Here is a 16,109-nt window from a genome sequence, read left to right as displayed (position 1 = left end):
AAAAGGCGGTCGCGATTGCGGGAGGGCTAGAAGGCCCTAGGCGGTCACCCGGGCAAGTCTGCCGAGGATCGCGGCGATCACCTTCAATAGGTCAGCTGGCCCCGACGTCTCATCTGACAAAGTCGCCAGTTCCTCGTCAGTCGGACGCGCGGCGTCTGCACCCTGCCATGGCGTTTCAGAGCCCAACAGAGCGTCGGAGATCGCCTTGGCGGCTCCACCTGTCGCTCCGACAGGAAGGAGGAATGCGCCAGCCGCCTTGGCGGCTTCGAACTCCTCCATCACGCCGCCGGCTGTGACCAAGTCTTTGCCATCGAGCTTGGCACCGCCCAGGAAGATGACGATGCCAGCTTGCCGGGCCATTTCCGAGCGCAACGCCGTCCAATGCGCCTTATCGGGCTGTTGGTCGCCCAGCGGCTGGGGAAAGGGGCGCACGATGAGGCGTCGATCGAGATCCCAGCCTCCATCGGCGCGTAGGGCGTCTATGAAGCCGGCGATTGCTGCGGATCCTACAAGGAGACCAGACCCGCTGACGAGGTCTCGCTTCGTCCTGCCGACCAGGTGCCCCACCTCTTCCGCGAGTCGATAGAGGTCGCGGGTCTTGGCGTCCGAAGCTTCTATGGGCCAGCTTCCGCTCACCCATACGCGCATGGAGGCAACGCGACGTTCAACCTGGCGAAGCAGGTCCGGGACCTCGCTGTATTTTTCGACCTCGACGGTCACCAGCCCATAGCGACGTAGGTCCTTGGCCCAGTGTTTGTGCTGGGCCGACCGCGCGGCATATTCCTCATCTGAGGCGCAGTCATCTCGGCTTGGCGGCCTGACGATGGCGAAGTGCTCAGGCGGTGCGTCTGTGAAGCTTTCCCGGATCAGGGAGAGTACGTGTCGGATATTGGGATCGGTGAGGCTAAGACCGATGAATAGCAACGACATGCTGCTGAGGTGCGCTTGCAGCAGTGGAAGAAACGCGCCGCGTTTGGAGCGGTAAAGCTCATAGTCGTCCGTAGAGATTACGATGTCGTCGAGCCGATCGACTGAGCCGTGCATCTTATAGAAGCGGGTGGCGCCCGGCTTGGGCTTTAGCGACAGGTCCTGGGCACCCGAAACGGTGTCGATCGGCCGGTTGATCGCGCCGAACGCGCGCTCAACAAGGCGGTCGTAGTTGGTGGTCCAGATATGCCGGATGGGCAGTCGCGTGAGTACCTGCAAGGCTTCGGGGATATCGCGATCCTGGCCGATCTCGGCCTTGATAACGTTTCGCACGCCAGCGCCACCGTTCTCGCTGATGTGCCACTGGGCCAGCGCTGCGAGATCGTGGATGTCACTCGACCGTACCCCTAGCTCTTCACCAATGTCCTTCAAAAGTTCAGCCCAAGTCGGGTAGCCGGCGGCCTTGGAGACGCCGGCGCCGACGAAGACGACGCCATTCCCCTCATGGAGCGCTAGGGGGAACTCTTTGAGGAAACGCTTCCGCGCGGCGTCGGCCATTTCTATCGCCCGGCAGCCCTGGCTGCCTGTTCGATGCAAATTCCCAGCGTGGCATGGTCGACGTATTTGTAGATGGGCGCGCCCGCCGCGCTCAGGCGGGCGGGGGTGGCGCCAACAATGTCGACTACGCCGGCCTGGTTCTTTAGCCCGTGAATTTGAACGCCGAGGATCCCGTTGCCGCGCGCGATGGATTGTTGAATTTCGTAGTCGATATACTTGCGCCCGGCGGTCGCCGCACCGATGCAAACGACGGTGACGGACGTGTTCTTAAGCGCCTCGTCGATCATCGCTTTGATCGCCGTGTCACCCTTCTTCTTGGCCTCTTCCCACAGAGACGCATCGTGGAAGCCGGCAGCGGACGTACCGACGATTTCCCCGATGTTCCGGATCTGGTTCACCCGCCAGATGTCGCGTTGGTAGTGGAAGCTGAAGAAAACTCGCCGTGCCATTTGCTACCCCTCTCCGAGCTTTGACGTATCTGTTAGCGCTTAGGTTGCGCGACGTCGGACTGAAGTCAATGGTCAAGCTTCCCTTTATGGGTACGTCTCTGACACACTCGGCACGTTGTGCGACAATATAGGACGCACCTAGCGTCACTTTTGCTCTTGGGCTGTGAGAAAATTCACGTCGATTTCATGACGCCGGAAATGACGGGGCTGGCCACGAGTGCTCATTCCAGTCCTCGGCACGATGATCGACCGCGTTGCGCCAGCGCGCCATCCAGTGGACGTGCTCGGTGGACTTGCAGCTCAGCCCCAGCAGCGCATCGGCGATGTCCTCCACCGCCTTGGCCGCCGCCTCGACATTGCGGTTGCTGAGCGGCACTCGGACGACCGTTCCACCCGAGCCGGCACCGTCCGCTTCGATGAGCCGGCTGTGCCATTTCAGCTGCTCGTCGAGATGCGCACTCAGGAAACCGCCAGGATCGTCTCCGAAATGGTCGTCGGCATAGAAGCGCGCGAGCCGGACCCACATGCTCTCCAGGATCGAGACGACCTCGCCGCTCGACATGACGACGTCCAATGTGACGCCGCTGTTGAGATCAGTGCGAAGGCTGCGCACGGTCGCGAGGAGCAGGTCGGGCAGACTGTCGAGATAGTCTGCTAGGGCGGGGTTTTCTCCCAGGGTCGCGCTAGGGTCGACGAAAGAGCGCTCGTACTGCGGCAGGCGCTGGGCCTGTTCGTTCAGGCGTCGCTCGATTTCGATTCGGCCGCGGGTCACGGTGGCGACCCACTCGTCGCGATATTTCCGAACGAGATCGGGACCCAGCTTCCGCGCAAAGCCACCCTTCAGTTCTGTTTGATTATGATGGTCCAGGCAGAGCACCGCCAGGTTGTCGGATGAATGGTTGATTGGATCCCCGTCAATATGATGGATCTGTGTGGCGAGCCCAGGAACGCGGCAGACGCAGCAAGTCCTATGCTGCTGAAACTCAATCTACGTCGCGACCGAGCGCGGTATGGGCGTGCGATCCTTGGCCATGAGCCTATGTCAACCAGCCTCGCTGACGAGGCAAGTTCAGGTCTTGTCGGATCGCCGTTCTTGACCGGCTCCGTCATAGTCGGAGACTTGGACTTCGCCGCGCCCTTGGTCTTTGCGCGGCAAGTTCGGCCTCGAGCGGAGCCGTTTCGAATGCTCGGATTTAACCCACTGCAACCTGAACTGCAGGATGCAATTCACTGTCATTCAAGAGCGCGTTTGGCGCGTCCGAACCCATCCGGCGATAGAATTGCGGGGGTTGGAACGCGCCCTTTTCCCGCAGAGCCTGGAGAGAGACGGGCTCCTTGAGTGCCTGGACGTCCCGAATAATGAGCGCCGCGCCGCGATCTAGTCCGGCGAAATAGGCGTCGAAAGCCGGGCGGGCGATGGCGGTGTGAGGGCCGTATCGCCCCCACAGCTCGGCTAGCGGCGCTTCGACCACCTTGTCGATGGTTAGCATTGCGACAACCTCGCCAACCGGGAGGGTAGAATAGAGCCAGGCTCGGGTCCCGGCCTGAAGGCGGGGCGCTCGCCGCCGCAGTTCGACGCCTTTTATGCCGGCGAGGATTGCCCGCGCGTACTGGGGGGCGACCGACAGCATGATCGGGTCTTCATCGCGCATCGGGACGTCCAGCGTCGAGAATTTTCACTGCGGTCTCAAACTTAAGCATGTGACTCTTAACTAGGTTTGTCGGATCAGCGAGGCCGAGCAATTTCATGCGCTGGAACGACACGGGGTGTTCGAAGCGCATAATATTGTCGAACCACACGGCAAGAACGGTCGTGCCCTTTACCAAGTTTTGCAGATCGCCGCCGCGGACCACGGCCGCGCGTAAGAGCGAGTCAGGCGCACGCGCCTTCGGCACCGCTTCCGCCGACGCAACCCTGGCGATGGCGATCGCCGCGCCCCGGCCGCCGTCCTTGCCTGACTCGTAGAGGATTATGGGGCGCCCTTTCACCAAGATGTGCTGGTTGCGCACGGACGCAAAGTAGACCCGGCGCGAACGAAACGCGGCCTCTGGTTTCGGCAAGAAGCTGAGCTGGGGCCCGCCGACCAAGTCCTCGGCCCAGGCGCGGCGAATAGGCACGACCGCGACGGGGCGATCTTTGAGCAGGAACAGGCCCGGCGCCGTCATGGACTCGAGGCTGGCCAAGGGCAGGCTAGCGGCGCGCCCATCCAACGTGACGGCGATCTCCTGTTCGTCGTCTCGGAAATCTGGACAGTCGGCCGGCAGCGTCAGGCCGGTGCCTTTTTGGATTCGGTCGCGCAGTGCGGTCCAGTTGACCGGTGTGACCGCCGTCCCGACGGCGATCTTACGCAAGGGGGCGTCGGCGCCGGATCGCGCCGCCACGAAGCCGTTCTCGATCGCGGTGATCCGCGCCACGGACTGTCTATCGACGTGGGCCATCTCGAGGCGAGAGGGGCGAGACAAGCTTGAAACGCGCACGACGTGCTCGACCAGGAAGTCCAGAGCGGTGGGCGTGGCCGGGTGGCGGGGATCGGCTACCAGGAGGAGGCCGACCGCATCCGCCGGTCCGGGAGCTACACGGCAGGCGGCAAAGGCGATTAGCGCCTGCGCCTCGCGCGCCGCCAGGTAGCGAAACCGCTTGTCAGCCGCGTCCAAGCGGCTGAACGCCCCGATCACGCTGTCGACGGCACCGTGGGACTTTAGGAAAGTCACAGCCTCGGCGGAAAGCGACTTCTCATCCGTGAAGGTCAGATCGTGTTCAGCGTGCCCAGCGACTGGCAGCTCCGCCAAGACAGGAGTCAGGAAGATCGCAAAGTCATCGGTCGACCAGACGTTAAGGCCATGCTGCTCCCGAAGGGCAGCGTGGGCTCGCAAGACACCGTTTTCCCCCGTCACGAAGCCTGCTGCACCCGCCAAGATCGCTTCCGCCAGGTGCCTAAGGTCGGAATGGTCATTGGTCGATAGGGTCCCATCGCGCGACTGGTCTGGGAAAACGGTCGGCGCTAAACGGGCGGCTAGACTTTCGATCTCCGGCCGCGACGGGCCGGACACGGTCGGCAGCTGTTTCGCAAAGCTCAACACAGGATCGTTCTTGCCGACGGTGGTGCGCTGCAGCTCTTTCACGAACTCGTTCGTAACGGCAAGGCGGACGCCGCTATTCAGTGCCGAGGCCAGGATCTTTTCTGCAGCGGGGGTAAAGCGACGCTGCCGGGTGGCGTCGAAGAACACGTTCAAGTCGATCAGGTAGAGCTGCTGGCTGCTTTGTGTCGCGCTGTCGTCCACTGCCACCACGGACGTGGGGCGGTAGTTAAATAACGTCGGAGTGGAAAGTTCACGGGACCGAATGTGGATTTGGCGGTTGCGGGCCTGCCCCCCCGGCTTGGTGCGGACGACAACAAAGCCGTGATGTTCATAGACCTGGTTCGCCGCCAGATCGGCGGCTACCCTCGCGAAGATGGTCAGGAAGCCGCTAGCTTCCGCCGACTGGATCGCCGCCCGCAGCAGACGCGTCGACAGCTTCTGCCCCCTGTAGGCCTGAGCCACGAACAGCTGGACGACACGGGCATGCGGGAAAAGGCCGCTAACCCAGATGTGACCGGCGTAGGTTGGGCCGTGGGGGCCATCCTGCAGCGCGACGGTCAGTTCCCCTTTTCGGGCGGCCTGATCGTAAGCCGAGGCAGGAAGAAAACCCAGCGCCTCTTTGTCGGTGTCCGCCGCCGCGCGGATATCCGCAACGAAGCCTTGGATGACAGCCACATTCGTCTCGATGCGAAAGGCCATGCGACTCCACCGGCGAGTGCCGCCCCCAGACAACGGCCGCTTTAGCTTAGTCTGCTTCGAGCGGTTCCGTCACGATTGGCTTCTCGCGTGATAAACCTTGGCGCACGAAGCGCCTGAAACGTTGCGTTGGGCTGATGCAGGTAGCCGTGCTGAAGGTCGTGTTCCTGAACGTGCGGCAAGTTCCGCTCCTGGCGCCGAGCCGTCGAAGCTTGCGAAACCCTTTGGAGTGCAACCGCTATGGCGAACCGCGAGGCCTCGCGAGGTCCTTTTCGACAATTGAAAGCTGCAGCTGGCGGTAGACATCAGGACGTTGGAGCAGTCGAACCGACCGCCGGCTGACTACAGAATGGCAGGGCGAGTCTGTTGAGCGCAGGGCGAAATTTCTCATTTCTCGCCACGCCGACTCCTGTATCCGTCGGTTCCCGACTATTGGAACGATAGAAAAGGCCGAGCTATGGAAGATCAGAATTCAAACGTAATTGAGCTGACTGCAGATATCGTCGCGAACTACGTTTCTAACAATGTGGTTTCGGTTGCCGACTTGCCCGGCCTTATCAGAACGACCTACGCAGCGCTCGCAGGCATCGGATCGCCCGCACAAGTGCCGGAGACAGAGACGATCGCCAAGGCGACTCCTGCACAGATCCGCAAGAGCATAACACCGGATGCATTGATCAGCTTCGAGGACGGCAAGGCCTACAAGACGCTGAAGCGCCACCTCACTACGCAGGGCCTAACGGTGGCTGAATACAAGGCCAAGTGGGGCCTGCCGAATGATTACCCCACGACCGCCCCGAGCTACAGCGAAGCCCGCAGCGCTATGGCGAAAGCCCTTGGCCTGGGCCAAGGCGGACGCAAGGCTAAGGCCCCACCAAAGGCCCGCGCCAAGAAGACCTAGCCGCGGCTAAGCGCAGTTCTGCCAGCTAGCCGGCAACCTCGGAATGGCCAAAGCATGGATCGCCGTCACAAACCAATTTCGCGCTCATGATGAGCAGAAGCTTGTTCGTGACGACGACGCTGCTTGGCTGGCAGTCGGCGCCTTGATTGCCTCGAAGCTCACGGCCCCCGACGTGTCTTGGAAGTCCAGTTAGCGATCGAGCGGCGATCCTCTGACGTATAGGCCCTGGAGAATCAGGGCACCTGCCCGCTTCGAACCCCAAGCCCTCGGAAGCGCTCGGTTCGGTATGGAAAAATGGGATGCCTAACGGGGCCTCGGCGAACGTTCGGCATCTCGATGTCCGCCAGACCGCGAGCATAGTATTCTCCAGAGGGTCAATCACGATCCCCAATCCAATGAGGGGAAGCCGCCCCTGCGGCATGATGCGCCAAACCGCCACTCATGTGAATAACCAAGAAAACAGAACACCCCGCACCGCACACACCCCATTTATAATGACTCTAAACCTCTAAAATTCAATCCGTCGAGAACGACGATTACGCCACAACACTCGACTATATACTATATTCATTCTATAGTTTTTCCTAATGTGTGCATGCAAGCTGCATTTTACTGAACTTTATATATCATCTTTTTCTATATCTATCGATTTTATAACTCAAAAATATCCGCATTCTATTGTGGCAAGGGGGTCTTGCCCACTTTGCCAAGGACTCCTTGTCCGTAGAAGTAATGGATCATCGGAAATCGCGCCAAGGGTCCCTTGGCAACATTCTACCGATCCAAGTTGACGGAAATCCATCAATTGCCAAATTCGCATCAGTGCTATCTGATGACTCGCGCCAATTTCTCGGAGAGCGCTGGTGGTCGATGAAGAAAAGCACAGCCGGATCAAAGAGGCCCTAAGGCTTCGCGGACTGTCCTTGTCAGACATCGCCCGTGCTCATGAGGTCAAGCAAAGTACGGTTTCGCTTGTCAGTACCGGCTGGCGACGATCGCGTCGCTTAGAGAGCGCAATTGCTGCCGCCCTTGACCTCGCGCCGGAGGAAATCTGGCCCGATCGTTACATCTAGAGAAGGAGATCCAGCCCCAGGGAGCTATAGACTATAGCGGTGCACAAGCAAAAAGCTCGAGCATTGGAGTGCTCGAGCCTTAAGCTGGGAATTTTCCAGAAGTCGTCTTGCTCAGACGCTTCAGATTCCCCCCGCGAACGCCAAAAGTCAACTGCTCACATGCGTGAGCGGCACCGATGACGTGCGCGGCGTGCTCCGCCTCACCCCAGAAACGGAATGAGGTAGATGGAACACAGCACATCAATGGCTACGGCCGACACTAAACTCAGACACGTCCCAACGACTAAGACACTACCCACCCTGCGGGAAATGATCCTGTTCGGCTTAGCCAAACCGGCCGACCCAAATGGCTGGGCCTCAATGAGCGCAATTGCACGGGTCGTGCTGACGCCAGATGGTCGCCCAATCCGCACAATCATCACCGGTCGTAGGCGTGAGGTTACCGGCGTCTATAACAGCCGCAAAGCTAAGGGCGGCCTGGTCCACGAGAGCATGAATGAGCGGGCTTTCTTCATTCACTCTGAGGTCGACACAACGGTGGTCGACTACAAATCCCAGCCCTTTCGGTTTGAGTTCGTGCTCGACGGGGCTCAGCGGATCTACATCGCTGACTGTGTCCGCCAATGCGCCGATGGGGGCTTGGAGGTCGTCGAGGTCAAGCATGACCATCGTGCACTTCAAGATCCGGAGTACAGCCAAAAGCTGGAGGCAGTGCGGCAGATCTGTAAAGTCCTTGGCTGGCGGTTTCGGGTTGTACATGGCGCCCCATTGCGTGAGCGCACAACATGGAACCTGAATGTAGAGGCCGTTCAGCTATCTCGCTTCGCGAAATACAGTGCTCGCGAAGTGTTTGCGGCAGCCGAGCTATGCGAGCGCACGAATGGCTCAATCGCATTGGGTCGTTTGGCGGATGAGTTAGGGGAGCGCCGACTGGGCCTGGCCCAAGCGTGCGCGATGATGGTCGGCCGATTTCTCGAAATTGACTTGAATGCGCGCCGCTTGGCTGACGCATCGGTCCGCCTCCTCGCCCCGGCAGCCTCGGTCGCGGGAGGTTTGGCATGAGCATCATCCGTTTTCAGACCGGTGAATGCTGGGTCTACAAAGGTCAGCCCGTCTATTTCCAGAATGAGATTGGCGATGGAAATCTGTATTTCATGGTCGAGCCCAGTGGCGGGCCGCTACAGGTACCTGACGTCGACGGAATCTTGCATCTTCCGAACACAGTGTGGGCGATGGAAGCCTACGCGCGCGGCCAGCTGGTCCGACGGCCCAAAGTAAGCGGGACGCGGGCAAGGCAAGCGGCGGCCAAGCGCGAATATGACCTCGACCAGATCCGAAAGATGGACCGGCAGGCTGAGTTTCGGGCCTTCGTCGTGCGTGGTCTTGATAAGCTGGGCGTAGGTTCGTTAAGCGATCGGAAGCTTCATCTCGCCATCGCCAAGCTGTGGGACATGGACCCCGTGAGGGTTATGGCCTTCGATCGCAAGCCATGCGTGCGAACTGTGAGACGCTGGCTCAAGGAACGCGGCTCCTTCTTCGACCGGAAGATGGCGCAGATGGTCTCGATGAGCGGGCGGGTGCCGCGCGCCCGTCGCTTCCCGCCCGAGACTTGCGAATTGCTTCGGCGATTTGCCATGAAATTCTGGGTCAACTTCGCTCTAAACAAGAAGGACGCCTACGCCCTGCTTTGCGTCTGCCTCGCGCGGATCAATCGTGCCCGTAAATCGCGGGCTTCCTATCTTCCCCAACTGAAGCGACCGAGCGAGGAGACATTCCGCAAAGAGATCAACCGTCTCGAATGCTACGAAACCTATGCCGCCAGGTTTGGAGAGAAAAAGGCCAAGGCCCGTTTTGAGCCGTCCGGAGAGGGCCTTGTCGCTCAGCGCTTCCTAGAGTTGGGATGCCTCGACCATACTATGGTCGACAGCGTCGTTGTTATGAGCGCCGACCAACGCCTGCCAATGGGGCGCCCCTGGCTTACAGTGTTAGTCGATGTGTTCACGCGCTGCGTACTTGGCTGGGTCGTAAGTTTCGAGCCTCCGTCGCTTTATTCGGCGACCGAATGCGTCAAGCGCGCCAGCTGTCCAAAGCTGTCCCTGTCTGCGGCGCATCCTCGGTACCGGCAGATGGTCACGATTTTCGGCCACGTAGACGAGATCGTCACTGACAACGGAAAGGACCTAAGCGGCGTCGCTTTCGAAGACGCCATGATTGAGATTTCCACCTCGGTCCGCTGGGCCCCCATCGCCTCCCCGACCTTCAAAGCGATCGGTGAGCGCTTCTTTCTCACGCTAAAGACGATGTTGTTCGACAAACTTCCGGGCGCGACCCTGAAGCCCGAACTCCTCCGAGAAATGGGCATCGATCCGCGGAACACCGCGATCCTGACGCTGGAGGAGCTCGAATTACTGATCAACGAAGCAGTGTGTCTCTATCACTTCGAAGAGCACAGAGCCCTCAATGCTCCGCCAGCCCAAATCTGGGAAGAGCAGATGAATGCCCACGGGATACCTACCCTCACTGAATTGACGAGGCTCGACAAATTGGTCGGTGCCATGCGTGACGGCTGCCGGGTCGCCAAAACGGGGGTACAGTTCAAGAACCTCCGCTACTTCGACGCTGATGCGGTTGGGGCGCTGCTGGATGATCTGGCTGGCCTGGCGGAAAGGCGCAATCAGCCCAAAGGCTCGGCGTCGTTTACCGCCAAGATCAAGTACAACCCGGCAAATCTTAGCGAAATCCATGTCTGGAACGCTCGCCGGAATACTTACGTAACCTTGCCTTGCCTAGAACGCGCTTATGCCGATGGATTATCGGTGTTCCAGCATAAGCACCTGGAAGATTGGTCGAGACTCAAGGGCGAGGATTTTTCCAGTCCAGAGGAGCGCCTTGCAGCACGCGCTGCCATGGTTCGTTTAGTTGAGCAGTTTTCACCGGATTTGACGACCCGTGGGCGCCAACGCGCGGCGCGCTTGCTAAACTCTCCGAAGATCCAAAGCCTGCAAGGCGACACTGTCAGCCTCGCCTACGCACCGGCACGCCACGATGGGCTGGCTGCAGTCATTCCACATGACGCGCTCTCGAGCCTTCGGGTCGATGGGGGACTGGCTCCAACACGCCCGCCACGCCCAACCAAGAGGAAGACCAAGCCCCCAAGTCCGCCCAAGGCGAGATCCAAAGCCAAACCGACCGATCCCGCTCGACTTTGGCAAGCCGACTACCCGGAGACGGGTGATGAAGCCGTTTTCGACCTTGGCGGCGGTGGGGAATGGAAGGGGTTTGCGCAATGACCGACAACTTCGATGAGGATCACGGGCCAGCGATGAACACGCTCGTCGCCGAAAACCTTCTGCGATTTCGAGCAATCTTCATTCCATATCCGAGGCACATCACACTTCATGCCCGGTTTGACTATCTACAGAAGCTTGGCTGCTCACTTCGAGGGACGCCCCAAAAAGGACTGAGAGTATTGGCCCCGTCCGGCTCAGGGAAAACAAAAGTCGCTAGCACCTACATAAAGATGGCTATGGCGTCTATGGATCCCAGCTCGCAACTTGTGCCGGTGCTCTACATACAGCTCGAAAAGGCCGCTACAGCCCGAAAACTCTACGTGTCTCTGCTCGCCGAACTGGGCGATGCGAGGCCGGAATCTGGAACAGAGCAAGGGCTTAGGCAGCGAGTTCTCGACTACCTCGAAAGGCTTGGCGTCGAACTTCTGATCATCGACGAAGTTCAGCACCTGAACTTTCGCATCAATGCTCAGAACGATGTCACCGATGCTTTGAAGGTTTTCTTGGACGCAGGGGTGGTTCCGATCGTCTTCCTTGGAACGCAGGAGGCCGAGAGCATGTTTCGGCGCAATGTCCAACTCAGCAACCGATTGCTGCCGCCTTGCGACCTTCTACCCCTGGACAAAAACGATCCCGCAGATCGCAAAACCTTGGCGAAGTTCGTGTCTCACCTAAACCGGGAGATCGTCAAAGTGGGCCTTATGCCCACCATAGGCTCATTGGACGACGCAATTACGCTGAGCTGCCTTTACGAAGCTAGCGGCGGCGTCATCGGCCGCGTCGCAACACTGTTCGAGCATGCTTTAGAGATTGCCACTCGGCGTGGGGCAAGCCGGATCGAAACCTACGACCTAGCACTGGCGGTTGACCGCTGGGCGATCCCACTGGGTCTCGTCAGCATTAATCCGTTTCGCCGGAGGCCCTGCTAATGCCACCCTCTTCCACTAAAAAAATCCGGCCGGTTCGCTTCCCCCTACCATTGGTGCTCGGTGAATCAATCCGCGGCTATGTCGGCCGCGTCGCTGAGCACAATACCTACAAAAGGCCCAGCCAACTGCTGAGCGGCGTGAATGCTGGTTTGAAGCAACTCTGGACCGGCGAGGTAGACGTTCATGCAATGGCCCAACTCTATGGTGTCGAGGCGGAAGCGCTTAAGCGTGCAGTCCCCCGCCAATTCGCCAACGAGAAAACTCTAATTTCTTACGGCGTTTCCTATGCCCCAGGCGAGGTAAGGCGAAATAGCTGCCCCGTGTCGCCAACAGGCCTCAAGCGATCGCCGCACTACCGATTTTTATGGTCATTGCGTCTGCTTTCTTTCTGCCCAGAAGATTTTAGCCTCCTGCTTTTCTACTGTCCCTCACCGACTTGTGGTCGGCTTTTAACTTGGAGCGACGGCCCCTTTCACACATGCGCTCACTGCGGCCTAGACCTGACGACAGCAAAAACACCGAAAATTCAACGAGAGCATCGCGCCTACTTGCAGATCGCGGCGGGATTGGTGAGCTTCGACCAGAGGGTCCGGGCGTCCTCACTTGACCAGTTGAGCGACTTTCTGGTCGCGTTGTCACCCTTCGACATTCTTCGAGCCGTCATGGCAATCGGGCGTGCCTTGCGGGCGGCAAAGCACCCTCTGGCGAAGATGTCAGGCTTACCGAGAAGCTACCCGAAGGCGATGCTAGCAGGAATGCGCTTCGTCCTGGATCAAGCCAAGGATGAACCTGGCTGGGACGTGACCAAGGCTCCGCCCGCGTATGTCACTGACTCGCGGATGTTTCTCAGGCGTACGGCCAATGAGGCGCCGGACGAGTTGCGGGATACGTTATTTCGGTTGGTAGACGAGAGCCGACTTTTTCAGTCGCCGCGGGTCGCCACTCACGCCAACAATCTGACGATTGCCGCACGCCGACTGGGCGTAGGGCGTAGTACGGCCAAGGCGCTTATGGAAAATGGCATTCTGCGCGGCGAGGCGGTCGGCGGCGGATCAGAGCGCGTCCTGAGTGTCGTGGAGGAAGCCAGTCTTGCTGAGTTGATCCAAGAGGCGCAGTCCCGGATCTCTGTCGCGCAACTGGCCGAGCAGTATGGCTTGAAATCGTCATGGATCTTGGAAATGGCTACGCTGGGGCTGATCGAACAAGCCACCGCTCCATTGATCGCAATCGCCTACAAGAAGGTGCAACTTCGCAAGGACTCAGCGACGGCATATCTCAACCGAATCTCAGCCGCGATCGTGCGGACCGATCCTGAAGACCCAACACGGGTACTTTTGCGCGACGTTTTCATGCGGATGGGGCCGGGCCCGAAGCCCTGGCTGCAGGCGATCATGGCTCCTAAATTTCTGCCTGACGGCCTGGGGTCATTTGAGCCCCAAGGACTCGATAGCGCGGCACTCAACGTAACCCGAAACTGCGCCAAACTCCTGCAATCAGGGGCTTTTTGCTTCCCACCCACCCGGTTTCGAATTTCGAGCGACATCACGCTGTCAGAGGCCCAAGAGCACCTCAATTGCCACCCACGTGACATCGCTGAACTGATCAAGGCGGGAGCCTTGAACCGGTCCGGTCGCGGGGTCTGCATTCAGAGTGTCCAAGCGTGTTGTCGTGACCTGATTAGCACCGGCGAGTTGGCGGCACGCGCAGAGATGCCCTCGCTTGATTTCGCTCTTGTGGCCAAGCAACGGGGCTTGAGGCGGGCTTATCGAAATGCAGGCTTCTGGGATCGGCAGCAAGCCGAGGCGGCATTTGATCTGCCAAGGTCCCGCCTGCATTTACTGTCAACGCAACGTCGGCGAAGACCGCCGCGCCAAAGCTAGACCCGGCTGCTGCACTGGCTGTTCAGCGCCGGCGTACAAAACAAACGAAATGGTCTGCTGGATCGGCGGCGGGCACATGCTTCTCTGGCGTGCGGTCGACGACGAGGGCGAGGTTCTGGAACTGCTGATGCAACGTCGGAGGGACACGTCGGCGGCTCGAAGGTTCCTTGAGCGACTTCTTCGTCGCCAGCCGATCGAGACAGAGCGCATCACCACCGACGGCCTAGCTTCGTACCCAGCAGCACTGCGGACGCTGGATTTGGAGCACCTTCACCGGCCTGGACAGCCTCGGAAAAACAATCGAGCCGAGAACTCTCCCTCCCCGTCCGCCGACGGGCGCGAAGAATGCAGTGCTTCAGGAGCCCGTCATCCGCCCGGCGCTTCCTGTCTACTTACGCCGCCGTCTACACCACCTTAGCCGTCCAGCCCCACACTTGATCAGCCGCTGCAACCTTCGCCGCCTTCACGCGGAGGCTCATGCCGCTTGGGCGAAGGCCACCGCCTGAGACGGCCAAATATTGGCTCGATTCAACTTGGCGCGATTAACCTGACAGCCCCGTTGAAGCGCCGTCGCTGCCCGGCATGTCATGCCCTAGCATTGGGTCTCAGGTGCGTAGTCGCGTGAGACGGATCGCGTGCCTATAGTGACCAAAATCGATCCATCCCCGAGAATGCTGATCGCTTCTGGTCAAAACCGCCAACGAGCTCGACATGGTAATTCTAACGACTACCAGAGATCAGGTCCGCGTAGGGCTGGCGGCTCGCAGGGCCGGCGGCTACAGCGAACTGATCCGCCTTGATCGCGAGAAGCGCCGAGCTGGCCCAGGTGCGGTCCTGAAAAGGACAAACGGCCGCCTATACTACGAGCGGGCCAATGCACCGATCGTGACCCTTAAGGCTGCCCGGCACCTCCCCGGGTGGCGTCGGATGGTCCGCAGGTGGCTCATCGCCTTGTTGCGGCTCATTTGATTGCAGTGAGCGCAAAGCCCGGGTTGGGCGGCTCGTCGGACCGACATGCGTGGAAGCCACTCAAGTAGGGTTTGTCAGAGCTGCGCCATTGGCTAGACCCCATTCCGATTCGAGCGGAGCCATACGCCTTGTCACAGCTTGAGCTCTTCCCCATGGAAAGCCGGCCCGCATCGGCGGAGCCAACCGTTCCGTCCGTGGAGTCAATCCGGGCGCGCTTCGAGTCGCTATTCGATAGGCTCCGCTTGGCTGACGTCATGCCACTATCGGCGCGTGAACTGGCTTTCTGGAGCGTTGTGACGCCGCAGATGTCAAACTGGTTACCTCCCGATGAGAAAGCGGCCGTTTGCGCAGAGTTCGAGGGCCATCTGTTGCGATTGAACGCCGAATAGAATCCGACCGGCTGAGCCGCGAAGGCGAGGTCGCGCCATTTGCGGACATTGGCGTCCATCCAGACTCCGGACCTTCGGCGCCCGGATCTGCGTTCATCGCTATGACGTCCAAGGTCCGGTCTTTGGCCTGTGTTTCATTTCCGGTCCCGACCCGTTGCGGACATTAGAGGTACCGAGACTCGTGGCCCGGGCAGGACTCGAAGGTGCGGTTCAGGATGCCCGCTCCTGACCGGGGGCAGCGCCACGACGAAGACGAGTGGGTCCGAGTGCCCATCATCAAAAAACTAGCTACGCACTATTGATAACTGACGAGTCAGTTAGTAATAGGCACCCATGCTCCCGCCTGGTGAACCCAAGTTCCGTCGCCGCCCAGCCGATCGGCCAGAAGAAATCCTTGCGGCAGCCCTTGAGGTCTTCGCCGAACGCGGCTTCGCGGCGGCGCGTGTCGAGGAAGTGGCGCGCCGCGCCGGCGTCTCCAAGGGCGCGGTCTATCTCTATTTCGAAACGAAGGAGGCCCTGTTCCGGGCAGTGGTCACCCAGTCGATCGCGCCGAACCTGAACCAGGTCATCGGCCTCACCGCCGTTGAGGTCCCATTCGAGTCAACGGTTCGGGCAGTGTTCACGATGATCTCGCAACGCATGGCGTCCGACTGGCGCATGAGCGGGGTGATCAAGCTGGTGATCGCCGAGAGCCGCAATCAGCCCGAGCTCGCCCGGATCTGGCATGAGGCCATGATCGCGCCGGCCCTCGGCCTCGCCTCCCGCCTGATCGAGGCAGGCCAGCGGCAGGGTGCCGTCCGGCACGGCGACGCCCGCTACTTCGCCATGGGCCTAATGGGCCCGGTCCTGCTCAGCACCCTCTGGCGCGAGACCTTCGAGCCGATTGGTGCCGAGCCTGTCCAGATCGATCGTCTGATCGCCCAGCACGTCGAAACCTGCCTGAAGGGAATGCGTCCATGAGACCTCG

14 protein-coding genes and 1 pseudogene are annotated in these 16,109 nt (G+C 60.0%); 10 read left to right on the top strand and 5 right to left on the bottom strand.

All coding sequences use genetic code 11. The features are described from left to right. Window positions 1-36: 36 nt before the first annotated feature. From AQ619_RS07245 to AQ619_RS07225, 5 genes are all read right to left on the bottom strand, one after another. Window positions 37-1,485 (bottom strand): SIR2 family protein, encoded by a 1,449-nt coding sequence (locus tag AQ619_RS07245; RefSeq protein WP_062145897.1) that lies wholly within the window; start codon window positions 1,483-1,485, stop codon window positions 37-39. A 2-nt stretch (window positions 1,486-1,487) separates the two neighbouring features. Beyond that, the gene (locus AQ619_RS07240; RefSeq protein ID WP_062145895.1) at window positions 1,488-1,934 is read right to left on the bottom strand and encodes a TIR domain-containing protein; all 447 of its coding nucleotides are present in this window, start codon (window positions 1,932-1,934) and stop codon (window positions 1,488-1,490) included. 184 nt (window positions 1,935-2,118) lie between these two features. Continuing rightward, window positions 2,119-2,811: a hypothetical protein gene (locus AQ619_RS07235; RefSeq protein WP_062145893.1), complete on the bottom strand. Its 693-nt coding sequence runs from the start codon at window positions 2,809-2,811 to the stop codon at window positions 2,119-2,121. A gap of 316 nt (window positions 2,812-3,127) precedes the next feature. After that, window positions 3,128-3,586, bottom strand: a complete 459-nt coding sequence (locus tag AQ619_RS07230; protein ID WP_062145891.1) for an ASCH domain-containing protein — start codon at window positions 3,584-3,586, stop codon at window positions 3,128-3,130. Further along, window positions 3,576-5,714: a GNAT family N-acetyltransferase gene (locus tag AQ619_RS07225; RefSeq protein WP_062145889.1), complete on the bottom strand. Its 2,139-nt coding sequence runs from the start codon at window positions 5,712-5,714 to the stop codon at window positions 3,576-3,578. Before AQ619_RS07225 ends, AQ619_RS07230 begins: the two co-directional genes overlap by 11 nt. Before the next feature lie 454 nt (window positions 5,715-6,168). On the opposite strand from AQ619_RS07225, the gene AQ619_RS07220 reads away from it, so the two are divergent. The 10 genes and pseudogenes from AQ619_RS07220 to AQ619_RS07180 all read left to right on the top strand — a co-directional run bounded on the left by AQ619_RS07220 (window position 6,169) and on the right by AQ619_RS07180 (window position 16,102). Beyond that, window positions 6,169-6,612 carry a Ros/MucR family transcriptional regulator gene (locus tag AQ619_RS07220; protein ID WP_062145887.1) on the top strand — a complete coding sequence of 148 codons (444 nt, stop codon included), beginning with the start codon at window positions 6,169-6,171 and terminating at the stop codon, window positions 6,610-6,612. Between the two features lie 863 nt (window positions 6,613-7,475). After that, entirely contained in the window at window positions 7,476-7,685 is a 210-nt protein-coding gene (locus AQ619_RS18725) for a helix-turn-helix domain-containing protein (protein WP_084745839.1), read from the top strand. A gap of 309 nt (window positions 7,686-7,994) precedes the next feature. Next, window positions 7,995-8,747 carry a TnsA endonuclease N-terminal domain-containing protein gene (locus AQ619_RS07215; protein ID WP_062145885.1) on the top strand — a complete coding sequence of 251 codons (753 nt, stop codon included), beginning with the start codon at window positions 7,995-7,997 and terminating at the stop codon, window positions 8,745-8,747. Next, entirely contained in the window at window positions 8,744-10,975 is a 2,232-nt protein-coding gene (locus AQ619_RS07210; protein ID WP_062145883.1) for an integrase catalytic domain-containing protein, read from the top strand. Before AQ619_RS07215 ends, AQ619_RS07210 begins: the two co-directional genes overlap by 4 nt. After that, window positions 10,972-11,904 carry a TniB family NTP-binding protein gene (locus AQ619_RS07205; RefSeq protein ID WP_166504179.1) on the top strand — a complete coding sequence of 311 codons (933 nt, stop codon included), beginning with the start codon at window positions 10,972-10,974 and terminating at the stop codon, window positions 11,902-11,904. Before AQ619_RS07210 ends, AQ619_RS07205 begins: the two co-directional genes overlap by 4 nt. Beyond that, entirely contained in the window at window positions 11,904-13,784 is a 1,881-nt protein-coding gene (locus tag AQ619_RS07195) for a TniQ family protein (protein WP_166504178.1), read from the top strand. Before AQ619_RS07205 ends, AQ619_RS07195 begins: the two co-directional genes overlap by 1 nt. Next, complete coding sequence (locus AQ619_RS19485) at window positions 13,675-14,202, top strand: DDE-type integrase/transposase/recombinase (protein WP_084745833.1); 528 nt, start codon at window positions 13,675-13,677, stop codon at window positions 14,200-14,202. The genes AQ619_RS07195 and AQ619_RS19485 overlap by 110 nt, the downstream gene beginning before the upstream one ends. Before the next feature lie 293 nt (window positions 14,203-14,495). Then, the gene (locus AQ619_RS07190; RefSeq protein ID WP_062145877.1) at window positions 14,496-14,753 is read left to right on the top strand and encodes a hypothetical protein; all 258 of its coding nucleotides are present in this window, start codon (window positions 14,496-14,498) and stop codon (window positions 14,751-14,753) included. Continuing rightward, window positions 14,723-15,050 (top strand): annotated as a pseudogene (locus AQ619_RS18715) (hypothetical protein). The gene AQ619_RS07190 and the pseudogene AQ619_RS18715 overlap by 31 nt, the downstream one beginning before the upstream one ends. A 425-nt stretch (window positions 15,051-15,475) precedes the next feature. Then, complete coding sequence (locus tag AQ619_RS07180; RefSeq protein ID WP_062145874.1) at window positions 15,476-16,102, top strand: TetR/AcrR family transcriptional regulator; 627 nt, start codon at window positions 15,476-15,478, stop codon at window positions 16,100-16,102. The last annotated feature ends 7 nt before the right edge of the window (window positions 16,103-16,109 follow it).

The sequence above is a fragment of the Caulobacter henricii genome (genome assembly GCF_001414055.1).
GTDB lineage: Bacteria > Pseudomonadota > Alphaproteobacteria > Caulobacterales > Caulobacteraceae > Caulobacter > Caulobacter henricii.
This window is presented reverse-complemented; position numbering and strand designations above follow the sequence as displayed.